23 protein-coding genes and 1 riboswitch are annotated in these 20705 nt (G+C 62.6%); of the genes, 19 read left to right on the forward strand and 4 right to left on the reverse strand.

What is annotated here, in order from left to right; translation table 11 throughout:
* The first annotated feature begins 57 nt into the window (after positions 1 to 57).
* The 5 genes from ABTV87_RS08325 to ABTV87_RS08345 all read left to right on the forward strand — a co-directional run bounded on the left by ABTV87_RS08325 (position 58) and on the right by ABTV87_RS08345 (position 4729).
* A complete protein-coding gene (locus tag ABTV87_RS08325; RefSeq protein ID WP_433899235.1) occupies positions 58 to 1116 on the forward strand; it encodes a DUF2066 domain-containing protein in 1059 nt (352 codons plus the stop codon).
* Positions 1117 to 1150: 34 nt separating this feature from the next.
* Positions 1151 to 2224, forward strand: a complete 1074-nt coding sequence (locus tag ABTV87_RS08330; RefSeq protein WP_433899236.1) for an AI-2E family transporter — start codon at positions 1151 to 1153, stop codon at positions 2222 to 2224.
* 210 nt (positions 2225 to 2434) lie between these two features.
* Positions 2435 to 3139, forward strand: a complete 705-nt coding sequence (hda, locus tag ABTV87_RS08335; RefSeq protein ID WP_007950396.1) for a DnaA regulatory inactivator Hda — start codon at positions 2435 to 2437, stop codon at positions 3137 to 3139.
* A gap of 214 nt (positions 3140 to 3353) precedes the next feature.
* A complete protein-coding gene (locus ABTV87_RS08340) occupies positions 3354 to 3974 on the forward strand; it encodes a C40 family peptidase (protein WP_007950397.1) in 621 nt (206 codons plus the stop codon).
* 218 nt (positions 3975 to 4192) lie between these two features.
* On the forward strand, positions 4193 to 4729 hold the full coding sequence (locus ABTV87_RS08345; RefSeq protein ID WP_007950398.1) for a C40 family peptidase: 537 nt from the start codon (positions 4193 to 4195) through the stop codon (positions 4727 to 4729).
* 65 nt (positions 4730 to 4794) lie between these two features.
* Here the strand turns inward: ABTV87_RS08345 and ABTV87_RS08350 are convergent, their stop codons facing one another.
* Both ABTV87_RS08350 and ABTV87_RS08355 read right to left on the reverse strand, forming a co-directional pair.
* Positions 4795 to 6108, reverse strand: coding sequence for a PQQ-dependent sugar dehydrogenase (locus tag ABTV87_RS08350; RefSeq protein ID WP_433899237.1), 1314 nt, complete (start codon positions 6106 to 6108; stop codon positions 4795 to 4797).
* Positions 6109 to 6173: 65 nt separating this feature from the next.
* Positions 6174 to 6758 carry a hypothetical protein gene (locus ABTV87_RS08355; protein ID WP_007950400.1) on the reverse strand — a complete coding sequence of 195 codons (585 nt, stop codon included), beginning with the start codon at positions 6756 to 6758 and terminating at the stop codon, positions 6174 to 6176.
* Between the two features lie 166 nt (positions 6759 to 6924).
* Positions 6925 to 7150, forward strand: a riboswitch (cobalamin riboswitch).
* An 81-nt stretch (positions 7151 to 7231) separates the two neighbouring features.
* On the opposite strand from ABTV87_RS08355, the gene cobO reads away from it, so the two are divergent.
* The 14 genes from cobO to ABTV87_RS08425 all read left to right on the forward strand — a co-directional run bounded on the left by cobO (position 7232) and on the right by ABTV87_RS08425 (position 18623).
* On the forward strand, positions 7232 to 7843 hold the full coding sequence (gene cobO / locus ABTV87_RS08360; protein WP_007950401.1) for a cob(I)yrinic acid a,c-diamide adenosyltransferase: 612 nt from the start codon (positions 7232 to 7234) through the stop codon (positions 7841 to 7843).
* On the forward strand, positions 7840 to 9135 hold the full coding sequence (locus ABTV87_RS08365; protein WP_085608844.1) for a cobyrinate a,c-diamide synthase: 1296 nt from the start codon (positions 7840 to 7842) through the stop codon (positions 9133 to 9135). Before cobO ends, ABTV87_RS08365 begins: the two co-directional genes overlap by 4 nt.
* Positions 9132 to 9782 (forward strand): 5,6-dimethylbenzimidazole synthase, encoded by a 651-nt coding sequence (bluB, locus tag ABTV87_RS08370; RefSeq protein WP_433899238.1) that lies wholly within the window; start codon positions 9132 to 9134, stop codon positions 9780 to 9782. The genes ABTV87_RS08365 and bluB overlap by 4 nt, the downstream gene beginning before the upstream one ends.
* Positions 9779 to 10687, forward strand: coding sequence for an adenosylcobinamide-phosphate synthase CbiB (cbiB, locus tag ABTV87_RS08375; protein ID WP_375746111.1), 909 nt, complete (start codon positions 9779 to 9781; stop codon positions 10685 to 10687). The genes bluB and cbiB overlap by 4 nt, the downstream gene beginning before the upstream one ends.
* On the forward strand, positions 10680 to 11687 hold the full coding sequence (cobD, locus tag ABTV87_RS08380; protein ID WP_011333142.1) for a threonine-phosphate decarboxylase CobD: 1008 nt from the start codon (positions 10680 to 10682) through the stop codon (positions 11685 to 11687). The genes cbiB and cobD overlap by 8 nt, the downstream gene beginning before the upstream one ends.
* On the forward strand, positions 11684 to 13186 hold the full coding sequence (locus ABTV87_RS08385; protein WP_433899239.1) for a cobyric acid synthase: 1503 nt from the start codon (positions 11684 to 11686) through the stop codon (positions 13184 to 13186). The genes cobD and ABTV87_RS08385 overlap by 4 nt, the downstream gene beginning before the upstream one ends.
* A gap of 99 nt (positions 13187 to 13285) precedes the next feature.
* Positions 13286 to 13807 (forward strand): bifunctional adenosylcobinamide kinase/adenosylcobinamide-phosphate guanylyltransferase, encoded by a 522-nt coding sequence (cobU, locus tag ABTV87_RS08390; protein WP_085608839.1) that lies wholly within the window; start codon positions 13286 to 13288, stop codon positions 13805 to 13807.
* A complete protein-coding gene (gene cobT / locus ABTV87_RS08395; RefSeq protein ID WP_221534183.1) occupies positions 13804 to 14859 on the forward strand; it encodes a nicotinate-nucleotide--dimethylbenzimidazole phosphoribosyltransferase in 1056 nt (351 codons plus the stop codon). Before cobU ends, cobT begins: the two co-directional genes overlap by 4 nt.
* Positions 14856 to 15431, forward strand: a complete 576-nt coding sequence (gene cobC / locus ABTV87_RS08400) for an alpha-ribazole phosphatase family protein (RefSeq protein ID WP_221534181.1) — start codon at positions 14856 to 14858, stop codon at positions 15429 to 15431. Before cobT ends, cobC begins: the two co-directional genes overlap by 4 nt.
* Position 15432: 1 nt before the next feature.
* Positions 15433 to 16164 (forward strand): adenosylcobinamide-GDP ribazoletransferase, encoded by a 732-nt coding sequence (locus ABTV87_RS08405; protein ID WP_433899240.1) that lies wholly within the window; start codon positions 15433 to 15435, stop codon positions 16162 to 16164.
* A 56-nt stretch (positions 16165 to 16220) separates the two neighbouring features.
* Positions 16221 to 16625 (forward strand): MarR family winged helix-turn-helix transcriptional regulator, encoded by a 405-nt coding sequence (locus ABTV87_RS08410; protein ID WP_007950413.1) that lies wholly within the window; start codon positions 16221 to 16223, stop codon positions 16623 to 16625.
* Positions 16626 to 16679: 54 nt separating this feature from the next.
* A complete protein-coding gene (locus ABTV87_RS08415; protein WP_007950414.1) occupies positions 16680 to 17888 on the forward strand; it encodes an MFS transporter in 1209 nt (402 codons plus the stop codon).
* Entirely contained in the window at positions 17885 to 18007 is a 123-nt protein-coding gene (locus tag ABTV87_RS08420) for a hypothetical protein (RefSeq protein WP_007950415.1), read from the forward strand. The genes ABTV87_RS08415 and ABTV87_RS08420 overlap by 4 nt, the downstream gene beginning before the upstream one ends.
* Before the next feature lie 55 nt (positions 18008 to 18062).
* On the forward strand, positions 18063 to 18623 hold the full coding sequence (locus tag ABTV87_RS08425) for a glutathione peroxidase (protein ID WP_039769833.1): 561 nt from the start codon (positions 18063 to 18065) through the stop codon (positions 18621 to 18623).
* A 97-nt stretch (positions 18624 to 18720) separates the two neighbouring features.
* On the opposite strand, the gene ABTV87_RS08430 is transcribed toward ABTV87_RS08425, so the two are convergent.
* Both ABTV87_RS08430 and ABTV87_RS08435 read right to left on the reverse strand, forming a co-directional pair.
* Positions 18721 to 19992, reverse strand: a complete 1272-nt coding sequence (locus tag ABTV87_RS08430; RefSeq protein ID WP_064594534.1) for an OmpP1/FadL family transporter — start codon at positions 19990 to 19992, stop codon at positions 18721 to 18723.
* 146 nt (positions 19993 to 20138) lie between these two features.
* Positions 20139 to 20621 (reverse strand): hypothetical protein, encoded by a 483-nt coding sequence (locus ABTV87_RS08435; protein WP_007950418.1) that lies wholly within the window; start codon positions 20619 to 20621, stop codon positions 20139 to 20141.
* Positions 20622 to 20705 lie beyond the last annotated feature (84 nt).

Raw genomic sequence — 20705 nt, forward strand, 5'->3', positions numbered from 1 at the left:
CTTGCAGCAACGGTACACGCGGCCTGTTCCAGCCGCTCTTGTCGACGGGAATTCTCCATGCGTTTTTGTAAATGGCTGTTAGTGGGTGGCTTGTCTCTGATCAGTCTGGCGAGCCAGGCCGAAAATCTCAAAGGTCTTTATCAGGTGCGCGAACCGGTTACTGGTCAGTCGCCCGAGGAGCGCGATCGCGCCACTCAGGCCGCACTGGATACGCTGGTGCTGCGCCTGACCGGTGACCCGAAAGCCCCGCAGAACGCGGGGCTGGCGCCGGTTCGCAAGGATCCGCAGCAGATCATCAGTCAGTTCGGTTTCGATGCCGGGCCGCCGGAAGTGCTGAAAGTCGATTTCGATCCGGGATCCACCGAGCAGGCGTTGCGCCGCGCAGGGCTGGCGCTGTGGGGTGCCAACCGGCCCTCGATCCTAAGCTGGTGGCTGAACGATTCGACCGAGGGTTCGAGCCTTGTGGGCGACGGTCAGGCCAGCGCCGCGCCGTTGCGCCGTGCGGCCCAGCACCGTGGATTGCCTTTGCGCCTGCCGTTGGCGGACTTGAGTGAGCAATTGGTCGCTACGGCGCCAGCGCTAGAGGGAGCCGACCCGGCGCCGCTGCGCAACGCTTCCGAGCGCTACAACGCTGACGCCTTGCTTGCTGTGCATGCCCGCGAAGACGGCGGGCAATGGCAGGCCAAATGGCAATTGTGGCTGGGCGATAAAAAAGAGGCGGGCAACGTGCAGGGCGCGGATCAGGCCGCCGTGGCCGATGCGGTGATGCTGGCGGTCACTGAACGCCTGGCGCCACGCTTTGTGGCCAAGCCGGGCGCGTCCGGCCAGCAGACCCTGGAAGTGCAGGGCATGAATCTGGAGCACTACGCTGCGCTGCTGCGGTTACTCGAACCGTTCGGCGTGCGTCTGCAGAGTGTCGATGCCGATCGCATCCTGTATCGGGTCAACGGCAGCGCTGATCAGTTGCGGGCGCAATTGTCGCTGGCGAAGCTGCAGGAGCTGCCGGCCGAGGCGCCGGCTCCGGTCGCTGCGCCTCAGCCTGCGGTCGTCGGGGCGCCGCCAGTTACTGCGCCAACGCCGACACCGGCGGCGCCGTCCTTGCGGTTCCGCTGGTAGTTTTCTTTCTTATATATAAGCAATGGAGTGTTACATGGCCGATACGCGGCGTTGGTTCTGGCTCGGTGGGGTGCTCCTGCTTTGCGCGTTTGTCTGGTTGCTGCATCCGATCCTCACGCCGTTTCTGGTAGCGCTGCTGCTCGCGTATCTGTTCGATCCGCTTGTTGATCGTCTGGAGCGCCTGGGGCTGTCCCGCACCTGGGGTGTGATCACGGTGTTCGCCTTGTTCACCCTGATCGTCACTGCACTGTTGCTGGTGCTGGTGCCGATGCTCGCCAAGCAATTGCTGCGGCTGTATGAACTGGCGCCGCAAATGCTCGACTGGTTGCAACACACCGCCGTGCCATGGGCGCAATCGAAGCTGGGGCTGTCGGATGGCTTCTGGAAGTTCGACAAGGTCAAAGCTGCCATCAGTGAGCATATGGGCCAGACCACCGATATCGTCGGTGTGGTGCTGAGTCAGGCGACGGCCTCGAGCCTGGCGCTGATCGGCTGGCTGGCGAATCTGGTGCTGATCCCGGTGGTGAGCTTTTACCTGCTGCGCGACTGGGACGTGATGATGGCCAAGATCCGTGGCCTGTTGCCGCGTTATCGCGAAGAGCGCGTGGTGGCGCTGGCGGGTGAGTGCCATGAAGTGCTGGGCGCGTTCGTGCGCGGGCAGTTGCTGGTGATGCTGGCGTTGGGTGTGATTTACGCGGCCGGCCTGATGATTGTCGGGCTGGAGCTAGGCCTGTTGATCGGTCTGATCGCAGGGCTGGCGGCGATTGTGCCGTACATGGGGTTCGTGATCGGCATCGGTGCGGCGTTGATTGCCGGGTTGTTCCAGTTCGGTGGCGATTTGTATCCGATGATCGGGATCGTCGCGGTGTTCATGGTCGGCCAGGCCCTGGAAGGCATGGTGCTGACGCCGTTGCTGGTGGGGGACCGGATCGGTCTGCACCCGGTGGCGGTGATCTTCGCGATTCTGGCCGGTGGCGAGCTGTTCGGCTTCACCGGTGTGCTGCTGGCGTTGCCGGTGGCGGCGGTGATCATGGTGTTGGTGCGGCATGTCCATGATCTGTACAAGGATTCCGACATCTATAGCGGGGTGGATGAGCCGGAGTTGTAATCGTGACGCGCGGGCTGCCCGGTGGATCACCGGGTTGGCCCGTCTCATGCAGGCCGTGGCGCCAAAGAAACTGTCATAAAACCAGCACGTTAACGCAAACCTTTGATTTTGCTTGGGGTCTGTCGCATTGTGCGCTCCGCTTCACGGGTATAAACTTCGCTCACTTTACACAGAGGCCACTAACGGTTCCTTGGGAACTGTTCAGTCAGCATGAAACCGATTCAGCTGCCCCTAGGTGTGCGTCTGCGTGACGACGCCACCTTCATCAACTACTACCCAGGCGCCAATGCCGCTGCACTCGGCTATGTCGAGCGTCTATGCGAAGCCGACGCCGGCTGGACCGAAAGCCTGATCTATCTGTGGGGCAAGCACGGGGTAGGGCGTACGCATCTGTTGCAGGCCGCGTGCCTGCGCTTCGAGCAGATGGGTGAACCGGCGGTGTACCTGCCGCTGGCCGAGTTGATGGATCGCGGCATCGAAATCCTCGACAACCTCGAACAGTACGAACTGGTCTGCCTGGATGACTTGCAGGTGATTGCCGGCAAGGCAGACTGGGAAGAGGCGATGTTTCACCTGTTCAACCGTCTGCGTGACAGCGGGCGGCGTCTGCTGATTGCGGCGTCCACTTCGCCGCGTGAACTGCCGATCAAACTCGCCGACCTGAAATCGCGCCTGACCCTGGCGCTGATCTTCCAGATGCGTCCTCTCTCCGATGAAGACAAATTGCGTGCCCTGCAATTGCGCGCATCCCGTCGCGGTCTGCACCTGACCGATGAAGTCGGGCATTTTATTTTGACTCGCGGTACCCGCAGCATGAGCGCGCTTTTTGATCTGCTGGAGCAGCTCGATCAGGCTTCTTTGCAGGCTCAGCGCAAGCTGACCATTCCCTTCCTGAAAGAAACTCTGGGCTGGTAAAACCGGGGCTTTCAGCCGGTTTCGGCATATTTCAGGCGCCAGAAAACCCGCTTTCCTGTGGGTTGCACAGGCCGCGTCTCGATTCAAATAGGCTTAAGCGCTTAGATGTTAACGAGAAACCGGGAAGTCACAAAAAGATCGATTGAATTTGCAAATGAGGCTGATAGCGGGCATAGTCTCGGCTTCTTTACAACTATCAGCCACGGTCGTGCCCATGCTAAAGCGCTTCGCACCCCTCGTGCCTCTCGCACTCGTCACCCTGTTGTTCGGTTGCGCTGCTCATTCACCTGTTAATCAAGAGCAGCAACAACAGGCTAAAAATTCTGCCACCGCCCAGTCTTCCGTTATTTACCAGGAAGAGCTGGACACCGAAAAAGAACTCGCCGACTTCAACGGCAAGAAGCCTTACCAGCTTCCGGTTCTGGCCGACAGCATCCTCGAACGCGGCATGTCCCTGATCGGTACCCGTTACCGTTTCGGCGGTACCTCTGAAGCCGGTTTCGATTGCAGCGGTTTCATCGGCTACCTGTTCCGCGAAGAAGCCGGCATGAATCTGCCGCGCTCCACCCGCGAAATGATCAACGTTGATGCGCCGCTGGTTTCGCGCAGCAACCTCGAGCCGGGCGACCTGCTGTTCTTCGCCACCAATGGTCGTCGCGGTCGTGTAAGCCACGCCGGGATCTACCTGGGCGACAACCAGTTCATCCATTCCAGCTCTCGTCGCAGCGGCGGTGTTCGCATCGACAGCCTGGGCGACAGCTACTGGAGCAAGACTTTCATCGAAGCCAAACGCGCTTTGGCGAACGCTCCAACCGTGGTTACCGCTCGCAAGTAATCACGCTTTTGTCGCCACGCTCGTGGCGACAAGCGGTCCTTCAGGGGCAATAGACTTAAACTTTACAAGGTGAAGTTAAAGTCTTACTTGAAGTTTGCCGCGTAGCCGCTAGAATCCTGATCTATATTGATGGCAAACCGCCTGCGTCCCAACGCAGGCGGTTTTGTTTTCTGTCGAATCGGCAGTCAAAGCCTCAGCCAGATCAGGATGTTCTGCATATGACGATGTCGGCCCGCTTTGCCTTGATGTTCTTCGCAGCGCTGCTCAGTGGCTGCGCCAGTCGCACTCCGCCGCCTGCGCCGGTGGTTCGCGCTCCGATCGTGTTCGGATCCTCCCAGGCCTTTTCACCCGCTGCCGAAGACGTGCTGTTCCGCGCGCTCGGGCTGGTGGGCACGCCTTATCGCTGGGGCGGCAATACGCCGGATTCGGGCTTCGATTGCAGCGGCCTGATCGGGTTTGTCTACCGCGATGCCGCCGGCATCAGCCTGCCGCGTTCCACCCGCGAGATGATCGTCATGCAGGCGCCGAACGTAGGCAAGGAAGGGCTGCAAACCGGCGACCTGATCTTCTTCGCCACCAATGGCGGCTCGCAGGTCAGCCATGCGGGGATCTACGTCGGGGAAGGGCGCTTCGTTCATGCGCCGGCCACCGGCGGCACGGTGAAGCTGGACAGCCTGTCGAAAGCGTATTGGCAGAAGGCTTATCTGAGCGCCAAGCGCGTTCTGCAGCCGGAGCATCTGGCGCATAACCCGTAATCCAGATACATAAAAACCCGTGGGAGCTGAATGGCTCCCACGGGTTTTTTAATGCCTGAAACACACTAGCGGGCTGCTGACACCCGCCACACCTTGTTCCCCACATCATCGGCTACCAGCAATCCACCTTGCTGGTCGATCACCACGCCGACCGGGCGGCCCAGCGCGTTTTCGTCCTTGTCGAGGAAGCCTGTCAGCACGTCTACTGGCGTTCCGCTCGGTTTGCCAGCGGCGAACGGTACGAAGATCACCTTATAGCCGCTGTGCGGTTTGCGGTTCCACGAGCCGTGCTGGCCGATGAATGCGCCTTCCTTGAACTGCGCTGGCAAGCGATTGCCCTCGGCGAAGGTCAGGCCCAGTGACGCGGTGTGCGGGCCGACGGCGTAGTCGGGAGCGATGGCCTTGGCCACCATGTCCGGCCGCTGTGGTTCCACGCGCACGTCGATGTGCTGGCCGTAGTAGCTGAACGGCCAGCCATAGAAGCCACCGTCCTTGACCGACGTGATGTAGTCCGGCACCAGATCGCTGCCGATTTCGTCGCGCTCGTTCACGGCAGTCCACAGCGCACCGCTTTGCGGCTCCCAGGCCAGGCCGTTGGGGTTGCGGATGCCCGATGCGAAAATCCGGTGGTTGCCGGTGGCGCGATCCACTTCCCAGATCGCCGCGCGACCTTCTTCCTGATCGAGGCCGTTTTCGCCGACGTTGCTGTTCGAACCGACCGTCACGTACAGCTTGCTGCCGTCCTTGCTGGCGATAACGTTTTTGGTCCAGTGGTGGTTGAGCGTGCCGCCCGGCAGGTCGACGACCTTGATCGGCTGGCTCTTGATTTCGGTAGCGCCGGGCTCGTAATTAAAGCGCAGCAGGCGATCGGTATCGGCGACGTACAGATCATTGCCGACCAGAGTCATGCCGAACGGCGAGTTGAGGTTCTGCAGGAACACCGTCCGGGTTTCGGCCACGCCGTCATGATCGGCGTCGCGCAGCAGGGTAATGCGGTTCGGGCTGGGAACGCCGGCACCGGCACGGCCCATGACTTTCTTCATCACCCAGCCACGAATGCCCTTGCCGTCGTCGGGTTTGGGCGGGGCGTTGGTTTCCGCCACCAGCACGTCGCCATTGGGCAATACGTACAGCCAGCGCGGGTGATCGAGATTCTCGGCAAAGGCTGCCACCTGCGTGCCTGCCGCTGCCGTCGGTTTTGCGCCGGCCGGCCAGCCGATGGCCGGGGCGATGTTCACCGTCGGGATCAGGGTCTTGTTCGGTTCGGGCAATCGGGGAGACGGGCCGGTGCCGTCGGAGACTTGCAGGCTGGAGGATTCACCACAGGCGGCGAGCCCTCCGGCGAGCACGATGACGAAAACGAGCTGGGGCTTGCGCATTGCTGATCTTCCCTATGAATGCATTCTTAATCATAGAGAAGCGCACAAGCCCGATGGTTCAACCCTCAGCCGCGGGCTTCCTTGAACAGCACGGCAATGCCGGGGTGATAGTTGCCGGCCTCGCTGCGCAATTTGCGGTAGGCGTAGGGAAAGTACCAGGCGACGGCGCAGGTGTGTTCCTTTTGCAGGTCGTCGACCATGTCCTGCAACTCTTCCGGGCTGGCGCTGTGCTGGGCCTTTTGCGGGGCGACGAACAGGCAGCCGAGTTTCAGGTCGCTGGCGTAGCTGATGCGCTTGGCGTCGCTGGTGATATCCGCCAGGGCCTGCGTCAGATTCAGGCTGGTGACGCGCGGCCAGCGTTGGGTGGCCTGAATGAAGGCGCGATCTTCAGCGCCAGCCAGGAACAGGTCGGCGCGGGCATTGCGCTCGCCTTCCTCGTTCTGTTTGCGGGTGGCGGTGTCGCGCAGGGTGACCAGTTCGGCCATCCAGGCAGCGGCCGACAGCAGGCCGAGGTTGGCTTTTTCGTCGTGCCAGTAGGGCGTGTCGTTGTCGCCGCGCACGGCGTTGTAGCGGTCGATACAGTCAAACCAGCGTTCCAGCACCGGGCGCAGGAATTCCAGCCGCGGATTGCTGATGATCATGCCTTGCATGGTGCTCTCCCTTGTTATTGTGATGTGCTCTCTGCAGTCAAAAAGCATGGCTCTTTGATATCACTGCTGACAGTGTGGCACAAGATTGGCGTCAGTTAATTGATCGGCGGCAGTTATTCGCCGCACAAGCCCCTCTTCAATTGACGCTCCACCCCCAACCCTCTAACCTTCGCGGCTTGTTTCAGGTGCTCTGTGGCGCATGTCGACAGAGTGAAACAGGGAAGCCGGTGAGGCGGGTCTTCAAGCGATGAACCCTCACGATCCCGGCGCTGCCCCCGCAACGGTAAATGAGTAAAAGCTGCGTCTTATGCCACTGCGTAAAAGCGGGAAGGCGCGCAGCCAGGCGCAATCCGCTCATGAGCCCGGAGACCGGCCTGATCCATCCAGCGGCATCACGGTGGGCGATGCCAGGCTTGTTGCCGTCTATTCTTGTGCCTGCCCGCCGTTATCCAGCCTCAACGGAGAGCTCCCCCATGACTGATTCCCCCGAACGCGACGAGCGCCACCTGGCGCGCATGCAGCGCAAAAAAGCCGTGATCGACGAACGCATCGCCAATTCGCCAGACGAATGCGGCCTGGTGCTGGTGCTGACCGGCAACGGCAAAGGCAAAAGCAGCTCGGCATTCGGCATGCTTGCTCGCGCCATGGGCCACGGCATGCAGTGCGGCGTGGTGCAGTTCATCAAGGGCCGCAACAGCACCGGCGAAGAGCTGTTTTTCCGCCGTTTCCCCGAGCAAGTGCGTTTTCATGTGATGGGCGAGGGCTTCACCTGGGAAACCCAGGACCGCCAGCGCGACATCGCCGCCGCCGAGGCAGCGTGGGAAGTCTCCCGCGAACTGCTGCGCGATCCATCGATCGGTCTGGTGGTGCTCGATGAACTGAACATCGCGCTCAAGCACGGTTACCTCGATCTGGATCAGGTGCTCAGCGATCTGCAGGCCCGTCCGCCGATGCAGCACGTGATCGTCACCGGCCGCGCCGCCAAGCCGGAAATGATCGAGATGGGCGACACCGTCACCGAAATGGGCATGATCAAGCACGCCTTCCAGGCCGGCATCAAAGCGCAGAAAGGCGTCGAACTTTGAATCAACCACGTCACTGCCCGGCGGTACTTATCGCCGCGCCGGCCTCCGGTCAGGGCAAGACCACCGTCACCGCCGCGCTGGCCCGTCTGCATCGCAATCAGGGGCGCAAGGTTCGCGTATTCAAGTGCGGCCCGGACTTTCTCGACCCGATGATCCTCGAGCGCGCCAGCGGGGCGCCGGTCTATCAACTGGACATGTGGATGGTCGGCGAGCAGGAAAGTCGTCGCCTGTTGTGGGAAGCCGCCGCCGAAGCCGATCTGATCCTGATCGAAGGCGTGATGGGCTTGTTCGACGGCACGCCGTCTAGCGCCGACCTGGCCCGGCATTTCGGCGTGCCGGTGCTCGGCGTGATCGACGGCACGGCCATGGCCCAGACCTTCGGCGCACTGGCGCTAGGCCTGGCGCGCTATCAGCCTGATCTGCCGTTCGCCGGCGTGCTGGCCAACCGCGTCGGCACCGTGCGTCATGCACAATTGCTGGAAGGCAGCCTCACCGAAGGCCTGCGCTGGTACGGCGCGTTGTCCCGGGAAACCGGGATCGAACTGCCGAGCCGCCATCTCGGTCTGGTGCAGGCCAGCGAACTCAATGACCTCGACGTGCGCCTCGACGCCGCCGCCGAAGCGCTGGCCGGCACTTGCGAGGTAGCGCTGCCACCGGCTGTGGAATTCGCCGCGCCTGAAATCATTGAGACCGAAAAGCTGCTCGAAGGCGTGCGAATTGCCGTCGCCCGCGACGAAGCCTTCGCCTTTACCTACGGCGCCAGTCTAGATCTGTTGCGGGCGATGGGCGCCGAGTTGAGTTTCTTCTCGCCGATCCGCGATGCGCAATTGCCCGACGCCGACAGTCTGTACCTGCCCGGCGGCTATCCGGAATTGCACCACGTTGCCTTGTCGCAGAACGCCGACATGCTCAAAGCGATCCGCGCGCATCATGCCGCCGGCAAACCGCTGCTCGCCGAATGTGGCGGCATGCTTTATCTGCTCGACTCGCTGACCGATGTCGAAGGCACCCGCGCTGATTTGGTCGGCGTGTTGAGCGGCGACGCCGTGATGCAAAAACGCCTCGCCGCACTGGCGCTGCAAGAGGTCGACCTGCCGGAAGGCCTGTTGCGCGGCCACACCTATCACCATTCCCTGACCACCACCGAACTGACGCCGATTGCCCGTGGCCACAGCCCCAACGGCGGGCGCGGCGCGGAAGCGGTGTACCGGGAAGGGCGGATGACCGCCTCGTACGTTCACTTCTATTTCCCGTCGAATCCGTCGGCGATTGCCGCACTGTTGGTGCCATGACCGACAACGCCTTCACTGACGCCGAGCGCGAAGCGGTCTACCGCGCCATCGCCGAACGTCGCGACATGCGCCACTTCAGCGGTGGCGCGGTCGAGCCTGAACTGTTGCGCCGTTTGCTTGAAGCCGCGCACCAGGCGCCGAGTGTCGGCCTGATGCAGCCGTGGCGCTTCATCCGTATCAGCGACCGCGCGCTACGTGGTCAGATCCAGAACCTTGTTGAAGAAGAACGTGTGCGCACCGCCGAAGCCCTCGGCGAGCGCAGCGACGAGTTCATGAAGCTCAAGGTCGAGGGCATCAACGACTGCGCCGAAGTGTTGGTCGCAGCCTTGATGGACGATCGCGAGCGACACATTTTTGGTCGTCGCACGCTGCCGGAAATGGACATGGCGTCGTTGTCCTGCGCAATCCAGAATCTCTGGCTCGCGGCGCGTGCCGAAGGCCTGGGCATGGGCTGGGTGTCGCTGTTCGAGCCGCAGGCGCTGGCCGATCTGCTGAAACTGCCGGCCGGGGCCAAGCCGCTGGCGGTGCTTTGCCTGGGGGCGGTCAAGGAATTCTATCCGGCGCCGATGCTGGTACTCGAAGGGTGGGCGCAGGCGCGTCCGCTCAATGAGCTGCTGTATGAAAATTTTTGGGGAGTGAGTCAATGAGTGTGGCGTTGTTGAGTGTCGCCGCGGTTGCGCTGGATGCGCTGCTGGGTGAACCGAAACGCTGGCATCCGCTGGTGGCGTTCGGCAATTTCGCCGGGCGCATCGAGCAACGTTTCAATAGTGCTGGTCGTGGCTGGCGCAGCCATGGCGTCACGGCGTGGGTGATCGCGGTGCTGCCGCTGACCCTGCTGGCCACGGCGTTTTCCTGGGCGCCTTACGTGGGTTGGATCGTCGAGATTCTTGCGCTGTATTGCGCCCTCGGCATGCGCAGCCTGGGTGAGCACGTCGAGCCGGTGGCCAAGGCGTTGCGCGCCGATGATCTGGAAGAGGCGCGCAAGCGTGTGGGTTATCTGGTCAGCCGCCAGACCGATGAGCTGGACAGCACCGCCGTCGCCCGCGCCGCCACTGAATCGGTGCTGGAGAACGGCAGCGATGCGGTGTTCGCCGCGCTGTTCTGGTTTGCCGTGGCCGGTGCGCCGGGCGTGGTGCTCTATCGCCTGAGCAATACGCTCGACGCGATGTGGGGTTATCGCAACGAGCGCTTCGAGCGTTTCGGCTGGGCGGCGGCAAAAATCGACGACGTCCTCAACTACATTCCTGCACGGCTGGTGGCGTTGACCTACGCGCTGCTGGGCAAAACCCGACTGGCGCTGAAATGCTGGCGGACTCAGGCGCCGAAATGGGACAGCCCGAACGCCGGCCCGGTGATGGCTGCCGGCGCGGGTGCCTTGGGTGTCGAGCTCGGAGGCCCGGCGATTTACCACGGCGAGCTGCACGAGCGTCCGCAACTGGGCGAGGGCGTGCAGGCGGATGCCGATTCCATTGATCGCGGCTGGCAATTGGTCCAGCGCGGGGTATGGTTATGGCTGCTGATTCTCTGCGTGGGGGCTGAATTCTATGCTTGAGCACGGTGGCCGGTTGCGCAGGGCGGCGCTCGAGTACGGCATCGCGGAAGAAGACTGGCTCGACCTGTCCACGGGGCTAGCGCCGTGGCCGTTTCCGGTCCCGGACATTCCGCTGCGGGCCTGGGCGCGCTTGCCGGAAAACGATGACGGTCTGGAGCAGGCCGCCTGCGATTATTACGGTGCCAGCCAAGTGCTGCCGGTGGCCGGTTCGCAGATGGCCATTCAACTGCTGCCGCGATTGCGTCGCGCCGGCAAGGTCGGCGTGCTGTCGCCGTGTTATGCCGAGCATGCAGAAGCCTGGCGCCGCAGCGGCTATATCGTGCGCGAGGTGCTGGAGCAGGAAGTCGACTTCTTTCTCGACAGCCTCGACGTGCTGGTGGTGGTCAATCCGAACAATCCAACGGGCCTGAATCTGACCCCGGCGCGCCTGCTCGACTGGCATGCGCGGCTGGCCCAGCGCGGCGGCTGGCTGGTGGTCGACGAAGCGTTCATGGACAACACGCCGCAGCTGAGTCTGGCCCCGCATGCGCATCAGGTTGGGTTGATCGTGCTGCGCTCGTTCGGCAAGTTTTTCGGTCTGGCCGGTGTGCGGCTGGGCTTCGTGCTGGCCGAACGCAAGTTGCTCCGGTTGCTGGCCGAACAGGTCGGGCCGTGGGCAGTCAGCGGGCCGACCCGGGTGCTTGGCCAGGCCTGTCTGCGCGACACCGAAGGCCATACCCGCCAGCGCATCCGCAGCGACGAGGCCAGCGAACGGCTGGCTGCGCTGCTTGAGCGCCACGGCTTCAAACCGCAGGGCGGCTGCGCGCTGTTTCAGTGGCTGATCACCGAACAGGCCGCCGCGCTGCACGAATTCATGGCTCGTCGCGGCATTCTTCTGCGTCTGTTTGCGCACAACAGCAGCCTGCGATTCGGGCTGCCCGCCGATGCCGCCGACGAGGCGCGCCTTGAGCAAGCCCTGCAAGCATTCGCCAAGCATTGCTCCATGGAAAAACCAGCATGACCACATTAATGGTGCAGGGCACCACCTCCGACGCCGGCAAAAGTACGCTGGTGACGGCGCTGTGCCGCTGGGCAACCCGTCAGGGCGTTGCCGTGGTGCCGTTCAAACCGCAGAACATGGCGCTTAACAGCGCGGTGACTGCCGACGGCGGCGAGATCGGCCGCGCGCAAGCGGTGCAGGCGCAGGCGGCGTTTCTCGAGCCGCACACCGACATGAACCCGGTGCTGCTCAAGCCCAACAGCGACACCGGCGCTCAGGTCATCATCCACGGCCGCGCGGTCACCAGCATGAACGCCGTCGCCTATCACGACTACAAAGCCATCGCCATGCAGGCCGTGCTCGCTTCCCATGAACGCTTGAGCGCCGCGTATCCGCTGGTGATGGTCGAAGGCGCAGGCTCGCCGGCAGAGATCAATCTGCGTGCCGGCGACATCGCCAACATGGGCTTCGCCGAAGCGGTGGATTGCCCGGTGTTGCTGATCGCCGACATCAATCGTGGCGGCGTGTTTGCCCATCTGGTGGGCACGCTGGAACTGCTGTCGCCGAGCGAACAGGCACGGGTCAAAGGCTTCATCATCAACCGTTTTCGCGGTGATATCGCCTTGCTGCAACCGGGCCTCGACTGGCTGGAACAGCGCACCGGCAAACCGGTGGTGGGCGTGCTGCCGTACGTGATGGACTTGCATCTGGAGGCCGAGGACGGCATCGACCAGCGCCAGACCGACAAGGCCGAGCAAGTCCTGAAAGTGGTGGTGCCGGTGCTGCCGCGCATCAGCAATCACACCGATTTCGATCCGCTGCGGCTGCATCCGCAAGTTGATCTGCAATTCATCGGCCCGGGGCAGGCGATTCCGCCGGCCGATCTGATTATCCTGCCAGGCTCGAAAAGCGTGCGCAGTGACCTGGCGTATCTGCGCGCAAATGGCTGGGAGACCGCCATCCGCCGTCATCTGCGTTACGGCGGTAAATTGCTGGGGATCTGCGGCGGCCTGCAAATGCTCGGCGAGCAAGTGCACGATCCGCTGGGCCTTGAAGGCGCGCCGGGTTCCAGCGCCGGTCTGGGGCTGCTGGCGTTTGAAACACAGCTCGAGGCCGAGAAACAGTTGCGCAATGTGCGCGGGCGTCTGGCGCTGGAAGATGCCGAGGTCAGTGGTTATGAAATTCATGCCGGCGTGACTGCGGGAGCTGCGCTGGAAAATGCTGCGGTGCATCTGGACGACGGTCGCTGCGATGGCGCGCAAAGTCTCGACGGGCAGATTTTCGGCACCTACCTGCATGGCCTGTTCGAATCGCCGGCGGCCAGTGCGGCGCTGTTGCGCTGGGCCGGTCTGAACAATGTGCAGGAAGTGGATTACCACGGCCTGCGCGAACGCGATATCGAGCGGCTGGCGGATATGGTGGAGAAGCATCTCGATACCGATCTGTTACGTGAACTTTGTGGCATCCAGGCTGGATGTGATGGCCTCTTCGCGGGCAAGCCCGCTCCCACAGGGGGCTGAGGTGTACTCAAGAGCCATGTCCGGCCGACATCCATTGTGGGAGCGGGCTTGCCCGCGAAGAGGCCAGTTGTCTCAACGAATTTTTTTCAGGATGCCTCCATGCTCCAGTTGATCCTCGGCGGCGCCCGCTCCGGCAAAAGTCGTCTGGCCGAAAAGCTCGCCACTGACAGCGCACTGGCCGTGACATACATCGCCACCAGCCAGCCGCTGGATGGCGAGATGAATGAGCGTGTCGCCCATCACCGCGCCCGTCGTCCCGCCGAATGGGCGTTGATCGAAGAACCGCTGGAACTGGCCCGTGTGCTGCGCGAAAACGCTGGCGCCGAGCGTTGCCTGTTGGTGGATTGCCTGACGCTGTGGCTGACCAATCTGCTGATGCTCGACGACGCCGAACGCCTCGCCGCCGAACGCGAAGCCCTGCTCGAATGCCTGGCGTTGCTGCCGGGTGAAATCATTTTTGTCAGCAACGAGACCGGAATGGGTGTCGTGCCGCTGGGCGAATTGACTCGCCGCTACGTCGATGAAGCCGGTTGGCTGCATCAAGCTCTGGCCGAGCGTTGTCAGCGAGTCGTCCTGACGGTCGCCGGCCTGCCCCTGACTCTGAAAGGACCTGCGTTATGACCCAAGCCTGGTGGCTGAACCCGTGCAAACCGGTGGATACGGACGCCGTTGAAAACGCGGCGGCGCGTCAGCAGCAATTGACCAAACCCGCCGGCTCTCTCGGGCAGCTCGAGTCAGTGGCGGTGCAACTGGCCGGATTGCAGGGCCAGGTCAAGCCGACACTCGATCAGGTCTGGATCGCAATTTTTGCTGGCGATCACGGCGTTGTCGCCGAAGGGGTTTCCGCGTTCCCGCAGGAAGTCACCGGGCAGATGCTGCTGAATTTCGTCAGCGGCGGCGCGGCGATCAGCGTGCTGGCGCGGCAACTCGGCGCGCAGCTGGAAGTGGTGGATCTGGGCACGGTGACCCCGTCGCTGAACCTGCCGGGCGTGCGTCACCTGAACATCGGCCCGGGCACGGCGAATTTCGCCAAGGGCGCGGCGATGACTCAGGCCCAGGGCGAACTCGCCTTGCAGGGCGGCCGCGATAGCGTGCTGCGCGCGAAGGCGGCGGGCGCGCAATTGTTCATCGGCGGTGAAATGGGCATCGGCAACACCACCGCCGCCAGTGCGCTGGCTTGTGCCTTACTGGATTGCCCGGTGGCGCATCTGACCGGTCCGGGCACCGGGTTGAATGCCGAAGGCGTCAGCCACAAGGCGCAGGTGATCGAGCGGGCGCTGGCACTGCATGCGGCGCAACGTGGCGACGCGTTGCAGACCCTGTTCAATCTCGGTGGTTTTGAGATTGCGGCACTGGTCGGCGCGTATCTGGCCTGTGCTCAGGAAGGTGTGGCGGTGCTGGTGGACGGTTTTATCTGCACGGTCGCCGCACTGGTGGCGGTACGCCTGAATCCCGCCTGCCGTGAGTGGCTGCTGTTCGGTCATCGCGGTGCCGAGCCGGGTCATCGACATGTGCTGGAAACTCTTGGCGCAGAACCGCTGCTCGAACTGGGCCTGCGCCTGGGCGAGGGCAGTGGCGCGGCGCTGGCGGTGCCGTTGTTGCGTCTGGCCTGCGACCTGCACGGGCAGATGGCGACCTTCGCCGAAGCCGCGGTGGCGGATCGCCCGGCATGACTTTGCGTCTGGATCTGCTGCGCCACGGTGAAACCGAACTCGGCGGCGGCCTGCGCGGCAGCCTCGACGATGCGCTGACCGAAAAAGGCTGGGCGCAGATGCGCGAGGCGGTGAGCGGGCAGGGGCCGTGGAATCGGCTGGTCAGTTCGCCGTTGCAGCGTTGCGCGCGGTTTGCTGAAGCGTTGAGCGCGCAGCGGGATCTGCCGGTGTCTCTGGACAAGAATCTGCAAGAGCTGCATTTCGGTGCCTGGGAAGGGCAGAGCGCGGCGGCGTTGATGGAGACTGATGCCGAAGCGCTTGGGCTGTTCTGGGCGGATCCGTATGGGTTTACTCCGCCGCAGGGTGAGCCGGTCAGCGATTTTTCGGCACGGGTGCTGGCGGCGGTCATGCGACTGCACGCGGCGTACGCGGGGGAGCGGGTGTTGTTGGTCAGCCACGGCGGCGTCATGCGTCTGCTGCTGGCGCGGGCCCGTGGTTTGCCCCGTGAACAGTTGCTGAATGTCGAAGTCGGCCACGGCGCGCTGTTTTCGCTGATCGTCGAGGCCGACGGTTCGCTCAGGGAAGTGCTCTGACATGCTGCCCCTGTGGATCGCCCTGCAATTTCTCAGCAGCCTGCCGATTCGTCTGCCGGGCATGCCGGCGCCTGAACAGCTCGGCCGGTCGCTGCTGTTTTATCCGTTGGTGGGCTTGCTGTTCGGCGTGATTCTCTGGGCGCTGAATATCGCATTGGCCGGCGCGCCATTGTTGCTGCACGCGGCGCTCCTGTTGACGGTGTGGGTGCTGCTCAGCGGAGCGTTGCACCTAGATGGGCTGGCGGACAGCGCCGACGCGTGGCTCGGCGGTTTCGGTGATCGCGAGCGTACGCTGACGATCATGAAGGATCCGCGCAGCGGGCCGATCGCGGTGGTGACGCTGGTGCTGGTGATGTTGCTCAAGTTCGCCGCGTTGCTGGCGTTGATCGAACAACAGCAAGGCCTGGCGTTGATCATCGTGCCGCTGATCGGGCGGGCGGCGCTGCTCGGACTGTTCCTCACCACGACCTATGTCCGGGCTGGTGGATTAGGGCAGGCACTGGCCGATCATCTGCCGCGCAAGACGGGTTGGCAGGTGCTGACGGTGAGTGCAGCGGCGTGTGTGGTGATCGCTGGGTTCAACGCCGTCGTGGCGCTGCTGCTGGCGGTTGTCGTGTTCATCTGGCTACGGCATTTGATGGTGCGGCGACTGGGCGGAACCACCGGTGATACCGCCGGTGCCTTGCTGGAATTGCTGGAGATGTCAGTGCTGGTCGGGCTGGCCTTGTTTTGATAAGTAACTTTGATCGGTAACTTGATTTAACACAGTCGCGGGTATATACACGCATCATGCTTCCTTCTCAGTGTTTGTGCACCAACCTGCGACGCGCCGCGCGTGGCGTCAGCAGGCATTACGACGGCGCTCTCGACGGCTTCGGGATCAACGTTGCCCAGTATTCTTTGCTGTGCAATTTGCAGCGGCTGGATCAGCCGAGCATTTCCGAACTGGCCGAAGCGATGGGCCTGGATCGCAGCACCCTCGGGCGCAATCTGCGGGTGCTGGAAGGCGAGGGCCTGGTGGCGCTGGCCGAGGGCGAGGACATGCGCAACCGCATCGTCCGGCTCACCGAAACCGGTGCACAACGCCTGGCAGCAGCCTTGCCGGCCTGGGAAGCGGCGCAACAGCGGTTAATCGACCGACTGGGCGCCGAGAAGCGTGAAACCTTGCTGCGGCTGTTGGATGAACTGGCCTGAGGGCCGGTTTTTTCCGAATCTAAGCGGGTATATACCCGCGACTGGAGAATAACAATGAGTTCGATGTGGCGTACGTGCGGTTGGGTGTTGCTGGGGAGTGCGCTGATTCTGGCGTTGTCATTGGGCGTGCGGCACGGTTTCGGTTTGTTTCTTTCGCCGATGAGCGCCCAGTTTGGCTGGGGCCGTGAGGTGTTCGCTTTCGCCATCGCATTGCAGAACCTGATCTGGGGTCTGGCGCAGCCGTTTACCGGCGCACTGGCCGACCGCTTCGGCGCGGCAAAAGTGGTGCTGATCGGCGGTGTGCTCTACGCCTTGGGCCTGGTGTTCATGGGCCTGTCGGAAACGGCGCTGGGCCTGTCCCTGAGCGCAGGTCTGCTGATCGGCATCGGGCTTTCCGGCACTTCGTTCTCGGTCATCCTCGGTGTGGTTGGCCGCGCTGTGCCGCCGGAGAAGCGCAGCATGGGCATGGGCATCGCCAGTGCTGCCGGTTCTTTCGGCCAGTTCGCCATGCTGCCGGGCACCCTCGGGCTGATTGGCTGGCTCGGCTGGTCGGCGGCGTTGCTGGTGCTGGGCCTGTTGGTGGCGTTGATCGTGCCGCTGGTAAGCATGCTCAAGGACAAACCGCTGCCGGTGCTCGGGCATGAGCAAACCCTGTCCGAAGCGCTGCGTGAGGCCTGCTCGCATTCCGGGTTCTGGTTGCTGGCGTTCGGTTTTTTCGTCTGCGGATTTCAGGTGGTGTTCATTGGCGTGCACCTGCCGGCGTATCTGGTCGATCAGCATTTGCCGGCGAGTGTCGGCACCACGGTGCTGGCGTTGATCGGTCTGTTCAACATCTTCGGTACGTACACCGCCGGTTGGCTCGGCGGGCGGATGTCCAAACCGCGTCTGCTGACCGGGTTGTACCTGCTGCGGGCGGTGGTGATCGTGCTGTTCCTGTGGCTGCCGGTGACGACGACTTCGGCCTATCTGTTCGGCATGGCCATGGGCTTCTTGTGGCTGTCGACGGTGCCGTTGACCAACGGTACGGTGGCGACCTTGTTTGGCGTGCGAAACCTGTCCATGCTCGGCGGTATCGTGTTCCTGTTCCATCAGTTGGGTTCGTTCCTTGGCGGCTGGCTGGGCGGGGTGGTGTATGACCGAACGGGGAGTTATGACTTGATCTGGCAAGTGGCGGTTCTCTTGAGTCTGCTGGCGGCCGCGCTGAACTGGCCGGTGCGCGAGCGTCCGGTCGAGCGCCTGCAACCGCGTGCGAGCGCTGCATGAACCGTTTCTGGCCGCAGATCGTCGTCACCGCACTCGGCGCCGCGTTGCTGGCGCTGGTGTGGTGGGGCTGGCATCAGGGCGGGCTGGCGCTGATGCAGTTGGGCATGGGTGCTTGCTAGACCGGCGGAAGGGCGAGTAACGTCGGGGTCTGACGATTGCTCAAGGATGCCCGACATGCTCAAGCGCTGGTGTGCTGTTCCCGCGTTGCTGATGGCGTTGACCGGACTGGCCCAGGCCGCGGACTGTCCGGATCTGTTGCAAGGCTCGTTGCCCAAGTTGCGGGCCAAGGAATCCATCGACCTGTGTCAGCGCTACGCCGACAAACCGCTGGTGGTGATCAACACGGCCAGCTTCTGTGGTTTCGCGCCGCAGTTTGAGGGGCTGGAGGCGCTCAATCAGCGCTACAAGGCCCAGGGCCTGGAAATGCTCGGCGTGCCGTCCAATGACTTCAAGCAGGAGTCCAAGGACAGCGCCGAGACCGCCAAGGTCTGCTACGCCAACTACGGCGTGACGTTCACCATGACCGAACCGCAAAAGGTCCGAGGTGACGATGCCACTCACTTGTTCCAGGTGCTGGCCAAGCAGAGCAGCGCACCGAAGTGGAATTTCTACAAATACGTCATCGACCGCCAGGGCAAGGTGATCGCCAACTTCTCCAGCCTGACCAAACCGGATGATCCGGAATTTCTCGCAGCCATCGAGAAAGCCATTGCGTCCCAGCCGCTGAAACCCTGATCGACGCCCATCAAAAAGCCCCGCCTCTGTGAAGAGAGCGGGGCTTTTTAATGGGCGAGGCCTCAAATGGTAAAGAGCTCAGCCTCGCCGTACAGCATCAGAAGCGGTAGGTTGCGCCGACACCGAAGCCGTTTGCCGAGTTTTCATACTGCGAGTTGTAGCTCTGGCCACGATCGTTTTCGTTGCGGATGTTGACCTTCTCTTCCTTCAGGTACGAGTAGGCAACGTCGATGGTCAGGTCTTCAGTCGGGCTCCAGCCGGCACCGATGCTGAAGATGGTCCGGTCGCCGGTCGGGATGCGTGGCGAACGGTCGACGTTGTTGGTCGGCGACTGGTCGAACGTCAGACCGGTACGCAGTACCCATTCCTTGTTCAGCTGGTAGGACGTACCGATGGCGTAAGCCCAGGTGTCATGCCAGTTCTGTTCTTCGGTGATCTCGCCGAACTGGCCAGCCAGCAGCGGCTGAACGCCGGAGTTCTTGACGGTGATCTTTTCCAGCTGGCTCCAGCGGGTCCAGGTGGTACCGGCGTAGACGTTCCAGCGATCGTTGATCGCCTGGGTGACCGAGAGGTCCACGGATTCAGGCGTGGTGATCTTCAGCGAAGCGTCGTACTTCTGGTTCGCACCCAGGCCGATCGCGCCCAGCACACCGTAGTTGACCTTGGTGTTGCCTTCGAGCTTGTAGTCGACTTTCGAGTGATAGGTCAGACCCAGGCGAGTGCTGTCGGTAGCCTGTACCAGCACGCCGATGTTGTAGCCCAGTGCGGTGTCGTCGCCCTTGATCTTGACCTTGCCGTCCGGCGCTGCCTGAGTGATCGACAGGTTGGATTCCAGCGAGCCGTCGATGCGGTTGATGGTCGGGCCGAAACCGATCGACACGACATCGTTGAACTTGTAGCTGACGGTTGGCTGGAAGGTGATGATCTTGACTTCTGACTTGCTGCCGAAGTAACGGCCGGCGAAGCCGTTTTCATAGTCGGTGATCAGGCCGAAGGGTACGTACACACCCAGACCGAATGCCCAATGCTCGTCGATCGGCTTGACGTAGTAGCCCATAGGTACGGAGGTGAAGGGCACCATGTCGCCTTTGTTGCTGCCGCCGTTCGGGCTGGAGCTGGCGTCGCTGATATCGGTTTTTGCGTCGAGGAATGCAACGCCACCGGTGACTTGTTCGCGCGTGATGCGCGACATGCCGGCAGGGTTGCCATAAACAGTGCTTGCGTCGTCGGCAGAAGAAGATCGCCCGGCGTACCCAGTCCCCATCCCGCTGATGCTGTGTTCGTTGATGGCAAAGCCAGCTGCGAAGATCTGGGTGGATGCCACGGTTACGGCAAGGCTAAGGGTGGTTTTGAGCATGACTTTTTTCATTATTAGAACTCCTGGTGATCACCGGGGCGAAAATTACCAACATTTTCGTCCCAGCGCTATAGTCCGTATGCCTTGAGTTAGAGCGGTTTTGTAGGACAATCCGACCAGATTCGCTGCTCGTTAGGCGATGTTGCGAAACCGGTGGGTCAGCAAGCGACCTGATTCAGCGGTGAAACACAGGTTTGCCAGGCGCAGGTGAAATCGCGCAGACGACCTTGAGGCTGGAAGGTCTGACGCCAGATGCGCGCCATGCCCAGCAGATCATCCGGCTCGGGGAGGACGGGGTTTTGTTCTTCCACCAGCAGCCAGGCGATGGCCGTGGCGTAACGCAGGTTGACGGTCAGTTCGAGGTGCGGGCCGCTGAGGAAAGCGTGCTGGCTGGCAAGGCCGCGAACCAGGCTGGCGCGTTCCGGATCCAGCGCCAGGTAATGATCCCAGAGGGCCTGGTGACGGTGTTCGGCAATCCGGTACAGGCCGTGGCCACGGCGGTCATGCAGGGCGGAACCGAGGGCGGACTGGCTGGCGGCAATGCCCAGCAGAAGGGATTCGGCAGTTGCGCAGTGGCGTCCCAGGTAGATCAGCGTAGGACGGATCACATAGCGGCACAGTTCGCTGGCAGCGATACCCATAAAACCCTCGGATCTTGTTATCGGGCGGCGAGACCTGAAGGGGAGCTTGGCAGCTGTGGATCGACTCAGGCTCGCCGGAAGCGG

Origin of the sequence: Pseudomonas sp. PSE1(2024) (genome assembly GCF_050990555.1) — a bacterium.
Taxonomy (GTDB): Bacteria; Pseudomonadota; Gammaproteobacteria; order Pseudomonadales; family Pseudomonadaceae; genus Aquipseudomonas; species Aquipseudomonas aphyarum.

What these genes read in the sequence shown, in the direction of transcription:
- ABTV87_RS08325 (WP_433899235.1), top strand. Translation starts at nt 58, where the DNA reads ATGCGTTTTTGTAAATGGCTGTTAGTGGGTGGCTTGTCTCTGATCAGT.
- ABTV87_RS08330 (WP_433899236.1), top strand. Translation starts at nt 1,151, where the DNA reads ATGGCCGATACGCGGCGTTGGTTCTGGCTCGGTGGGGTGCTCCTGCTT.
- hda (WP_007950396.1), top strand. Translation starts at nt 2,435, where the DNA reads ATGAAACCGATTCAGCTGCCCCTAGGTGTGCGTCTGCGTGACGACGCC.
- ABTV87_RS08340 (WP_007950397.1), top strand. Translation starts at nt 3,354, where the DNA reads ATGCTAAAGCGCTTCGCACCCCTCGTGCCTCTCGCACTCGTCACCCTG.
- ABTV87_RS08345 (WP_007950398.1), top strand. Translation starts at nt 4,193, where the DNA reads ATGACGATGTCGGCCCGCTTTGCCTTGATGTTCTTCGCAGCGCTGCTC.
- ABTV87_RS08350 (WP_433899237.1), bottom strand. Translation starts at nt 6,108, where the DNA reads ATGCGCAAGCCCCAGCTCGTTTTCGTCATCGTGCTCGCCGGAGGGCTC.
- ABTV87_RS08355 (WP_007950400.1), bottom strand. Translation starts at nt 6,758, where the DNA reads ATGCAAGGCATGATCATCAGCAATCCGCGGCTGGAATTCCTGCGCCCG.
- cobO (WP_007950401.1), top strand. Translation starts at nt 7,232, where the DNA reads ATGACTGATTCCCCCGAACGCGACGAGCGCCACCTGGCGCGCATGCAG.
- bluB (WP_433899238.1), top strand. Translation starts at nt 9,132, where the DNA reads ATGACCGACAACGCCTTCACTGACGCCGAGCGCGAAGCGGTCTACCGC.
- cbiB (WP_375746111.1), top strand. Translation starts at nt 9,779, where the DNA reads ATGAGTGTGGCGTTGTTGAGTGTCGCCGCGGTTGCGCTGGATGCGCTG.
- cobD (WP_011333142.1), top strand. Translation starts at nt 10,680, where the DNA reads ATGCTTGAGCACGGTGGCCGGTTGCGCAGGGCGGCGCTCGAGTACGGC.
- ABTV87_RS08385 (WP_433899239.1), top strand. Translation starts at nt 11,684, where the DNA reads ATGACCACATTAATGGTGCAGGGCACCACCTCCGACGCCGGCAAAAGT.
- cobU (WP_085608839.1), top strand. Translation starts at nt 13,286, where the DNA reads ATGCTCCAGTTGATCCTCGGCGGCGCCCGCTCCGGCAAAAGTCGTCTG.
- cobT (WP_221534183.1), top strand. Translation starts at nt 13,804, where the DNA reads ATGACCCAAGCCTGGTGGCTGAACCCGTGCAAACCGGTGGATACGGAC.
- cobC (WP_221534181.1), top strand. Translation starts at nt 14,856, where the DNA reads ATGACTTTGCGTCTGGATCTGCTGCGCCACGGTGAAACCGAACTCGGC.
- ABTV87_RS08405 (WP_433899240.1), top strand. Translation starts at nt 15,433, where the DNA reads ATGCTGCCCCTGTGGATCGCCCTGCAATTTCTCAGCAGCCTGCCGATT.
- ABTV87_RS08410 (WP_007950413.1), top strand. Translation starts at nt 16,221, where the DNA reads ATGCTTCCTTCTCAGTGTTTGTGCACCAACCTGCGACGCGCCGCGCGT.
- ABTV87_RS08415 (WP_007950414.1), top strand. Translation starts at nt 16,680, where the DNA reads ATGAGTTCGATGTGGCGTACGTGCGGTTGGGTGTTGCTGGGGAGTGCG.
- ABTV87_RS08420 (WP_007950415.1), top strand. Translation starts at nt 17,885, where the DNA reads ATGAACCGTTTCTGGCCGCAGATCGTCGTCACCGCACTCGGCGCCGCG.
- ABTV87_RS08425 (WP_039769833.1), top strand. Translation starts at nt 18,063, where the DNA reads ATGCTCAAGCGCTGGTGTGCTGTTCCCGCGTTGCTGATGGCGTTGACC.
- ABTV87_RS08430 (WP_064594534.1), bottom strand. Translation starts at nt 19,992, where the DNA reads ATGAAAAAAGTCATGCTCAAAACCACCCTTAGCCTTGCCGTAACCGTG.
- ABTV87_RS08435 (WP_007950418.1), bottom strand. Translation starts at nt 20,621, where the DNA reads ATGGGTATCGCTGCCAGCGAACTGTGCCGCTATGTGATCCGTCCTACG.